Origin of the sequence: Planktotalea sp. (assembly GCF_049680325.1) — a bacterium.
In the GTDB taxonomy this organism is placed as follows: domain Bacteria; phylum Pseudomonadota; class Alphaproteobacteria; order Rhodobacterales; family Rhodobacteraceae; genus Planktotalea.
This window is the reverse complement of the sequence record NZ_JBAUHO010000181.1, coordinates 1-3,703: the sequence shown is the minus strand read 5'-3', so window position 1 is coordinate 3,703 and position 3,703 is coordinate 1. Positions and strand designations below refer to the sequence as shown.

4 protein-coding genes are annotated in these 3,703 nt (G+C 57.3%); 1 reads left to right on the top strand and 3 read right to left on the bottom strand.

Annotated features, from left to right (window positions below; all coding sequences use genetic code 11):
- Positions 1 to 31: 31 nt before the first annotated feature.
- The 3 genes from WBC85_RS08345 to WBC85_RS08335 form a co-directional block, all read right to left on the bottom strand.
- Complete coding sequence (locus tag WBC85_RS08345) at positions 32 to 823, bottom strand: enoyl-ACP reductase FabI (protein WP_424435195.1); 792 nt, start codon at positions 821 to 823, stop codon at positions 32 to 34.
- 6 nt (positions 824 to 829) lie between these two features.
- Positions 830 to 2,059, bottom strand: coding sequence for a beta-ketoacyl-ACP synthase I (gene fabB / locus WBC85_RS08340; RefSeq protein ID WP_424435192.1), 1,230 nt, complete (start codon positions 2,057 to 2,059; stop codon positions 830 to 832).
- Between the two features lie 124 nt (positions 2,060 to 2,183).
- Positions 2,184 to 3,047: a LysR family transcriptional regulator gene (locus WBC85_RS08335; RefSeq protein ID WP_424435189.1), complete on the bottom strand. Its 864-nt coding sequence runs from the start codon at positions 3,045 to 3,047 to the stop codon at positions 2,184 to 2,186.
- An 85-nt stretch (positions 3,048 to 3,132) separates the two neighbouring features.
- Here WBC85_RS08335 and WBC85_RS08330 point away from each other — a divergent pair.
- Positions 3,133 to 3,703: hypothetical protein (locus WBC85_RS08330; protein ID WP_424435186.1), on the top strand; the 571-nt coding region annotated here is incomplete at its 3' end.

The following is a 3,703-nucleotide window of genomic DNA, read 5'->3' as shown; positions in this document are numbered from 1 at the left end:
CCCCCAAGGTATTTTCGGACCAAAGAAGGCGCTAGAGATTGTCCTGCTGCGGCATGCCCAGCACATGGAAGCCGCCATCGACCCGCAAGATTTCCCCTGTGGTGCAGGCACCGACGTCGGACGCGAGGAAGACTGCAGCGCCGCCAACAGCTTCAAGAGTTGCATTAGAGCGCATAGGGGCGTTTTGATCGGTGTGCTTGTAGGTTTTGCGCGCACCGCCAATGGCTGCACCTGCAAGGGTTTTCATCGGGCCCGGGCTGATCGCGTTGACGCGGATGCCCTCGGGGCCAAGATCATTGGCAAGATAGCGAACTGTGGATTCAAGTGCGGCTTTGGCGACGCCCATGACATTATAGTTCGGCGTGACGCGGGTGGAGCCCATATAGGTCAGCGTCAGGATTGTACCGCCGTTTTCCACCATCATCGGATGCGCGCGCCGCGCGACTTCGATCAGGGAATAGGCGCTGATATCCATCGAGTTTTTGAAGTTCTCGCGCGAGGTGTTCAGGATACGCCCTGTGAGTTCGTTTTTGTCCGAATAGGCGATAGCGTGAACCACAAAGTCGATCGTGTCCCAGCGTTTGCCAAGCTCTTCAAACGCGGTGTCGAGCGAGGCATCGTTGGTGACGTCCACATCAACCATGAAATCAGAGCCGACCGAGGCGGCGAGTGGCTCTAGTCGTTTGCCGAAGGCTTCGCCCTGATAGGTAAAGGCCAGCTCAGCGCCTGCCTCTGCCATCGCTTTGGCAATGCCCCATGCAATGGAGCGTTCATTGGCGACACCCATAATGAGGCCGCGTTTTCCTTGCATGGAACCAGTCATATCAAATCACCCGTGAAATTTCGAAAGCAGCATGGAGCCGTTGGTGCCGCCAAAGCCGAAGGAGTTGGTCATCACCGTATCAAGGCCAGCATTGTCGACGCGTTTGGTTGCGATCTCGGCTGCGTTCAACGCGGGATCGAGCGTTTCGACGTTGATCGAGGGGATGATGAAATCGTTCTCCAGGGCGAGGAGGCAATAGATCGCCTCTTGCGCGCCTGTTGCGCCTTGCGAGTGGCCTGTCATCGACTTGGTCGAACTGACGGGGGGCGTGTTGCCTTCACCAAAGACACGGCGCACCGCTTCGATTTCGCCGACATCGCCCACGGGCGTCGATGTGCCGTGCGCGTTGATGTAACTGATCTTGCGATCCGGGTGCAGTGATTTCAGCGCCCCGCGCATCGCGCGCTCGCCGCCCTCGCCGGAGGGGGCCACCATGTCTGCGCCATCGGATGTGGCGGAGAAACCTGTGACTTCAGCGTAGATTTTAGCGCCGCGCGCCTGTGCGCTTTCCAGCGATTCCAGAACAATAATGCCGCCGCCGCCGCCGATCACGAAACCATCGCGGTTGGCATCGAATGCACGGGACGCTTTTTCAGGCGTGTCGTTATATTTGCTGGACATCGCGCCCATCGCATCGAACAGACAGGAGAGCGTCCAATCGAGTTCCTCGCCGCCGCCCGCGAACATCGTGTCTTGCAAGCCAAGTGCGATTTGCTGCGCTGCCATGCCAATGCAGTGCAGGGATGTGGAGCAGGCAGAGGTGATCGAGAAGTTCATCCCCTTGATCTGATAGGCCGTTGCAAGGTTGGCGGACACGGTCGAAGACATCGTCTTGGGCACCGCGAAAGGACCGATGCGCTTGGTCGCGCCCGTCTTCAAGACAACCTGATGCGCGGCGAGCATGGCAGAGGTGCTTGGGCCACCCGAACCTGCAATCAAACCGGTCATCGGGTTGATGATTTCTTTTTCCGTCAAACCCGCATCGGCAATCGCCTGACCCATTGCGATATGCGCATAGGCAGAGCCGGGCCCCATGAAGCGCAGCGTGCGTTTGTCCACGTGATCGGCAACATTCAGATCGACCGCACCCGCAATTTGCGAGCGAAAGCCATGTTCTTTCATGTCCTCATTGGCAGTGATGCCAGAGCGACCCTCTTGCAGCGAAGTCAGAACTTCGCTTGCGTTGTTGCCAATGCTGGACACAATTCCCAGACCTGTGACGACGACACGGCGCATGGCGCACTCCTTTTCCTGACGTTGGGTCTATGTATGGCAGAGGGGCGCGCGGGTGCAAGGGGGAGTGAGAGGATGACGTTCTTGTATGGCGCGGTGTGCTGTCATGCAGGCAGACGTCTGTTCGTTATGTGATCGCACGTGACAAGTCGGCGACTTTGCTGCTTGTGACTTTTGCATGCTGGATGACCATGTCCATGACGGCGCGGGCACGTTTTGTCAGAAGCGATCCTTTCGGATAGGCGACATAAACATCAAAACGCGCGCTCTGTGCAGGATCGGCGCGCAGCAACTCGCCGCGACGCTCTGCGTCCATACAAAACTCCACCGGCATCCACGCACGCCCTTCGCCCGCAATGACAAGATTGCGTAGAATGAAAAAGTCTTCGCAAACAAGCGCGGGCCTTGTCGAGCCGGGGAAGGCGGTGTCAAAAGTCAGCTCGCGTTGGACGGGGGCCTGCGCCATCGAGGGCGCACAGTAAAGTTGGAACTCATGTGTGCCGATCTTGCGCGCGATCTGGGTCTGGTCCTCTAGGTGCCCTGCGCGTACCGCGAAATCCACGCGCTCAACGCGCATGTCGGTGATCTGGGGCTTCAGGATCAATTCGACCTGGATATCGGGAAAACGACGGCGCAGCTCGGGTAGGATCGGCGCGATGCAGATTTCAGCCATTGTTGATGAGGTTGCGATCCGAACACGGCCCACCATCGCCCCTTTGGACTCCGCGATTTCTTGAGTGATCTGTCCGAGGCTGTCCAGAAGCGGAGAAATGCGTTCAAGCAACGTCGCCCCGTCCTGCGTTAGCGTCACGGTCCGCGTCGTGCGTTGAAGCAGCTTCAAGTCCAGAGTCTTTTCAAGTGCTGCAATATGGCGCGATAAGGTCGAGGGCTGCATGTCCAAAAGGTGGGCCGCTTTGGAAAAACTGGCATTGCGCGCAACAAGGGCAAACTGGTTTAACGCATCAAGCGGGATGTTGTTTAGTGCGCTCATGCAATAGTCTTTTGCAAATTTATGCGTTGAGCGCAATAAAAATGGGTGGAAGACTTCGGCCAGTGAAATCAAATTCGAGGCTGATATGCGACGTCTAACTTGTAGTACTGCGATCCTTCCCGTTCTGGTCTGCGCATCTTTGGGCAGCGCCGCGTTGGCCGACCCCGTGCCGATGGAAGACGCCAGTTTCGCCTTTATCGCCAATGCGGAGCTGACCAAACACGCGGGGCGCGATGCAATTGTTCTGGCCAGCCCAGCCGGTGGCGCGCCGTTTTCCTTTGGGGCGGCGGTGTTGAAAGATATTGGGTTAAAAAACGGCACGATCGAATATGACGTTACTTTCGGCGATACACGCACTTTTGTCGGCGCGAATTTCCGGATGCAGGATCAGGGCAATTACGAAGAATTTTACATGCGTGCGCATCAATCAGGCAACCCGGATGCCAATCAATATATGCCGCGTTTTAACGGGGTGCCGTCTTGGCAGCTTTATTATGGACCGGCCTATTCCAAGGCGACATCTTATGAATTTGACCGCTGGATACCGGTCAAGCTGGAACTGTCAGGGGATCGCATGGACGTCTACATTGACGATATGACGACGCCCGCCATCGCCAGTGTGCTGCGCCGCGATGTGATGCCGGGCGGGATTGGCT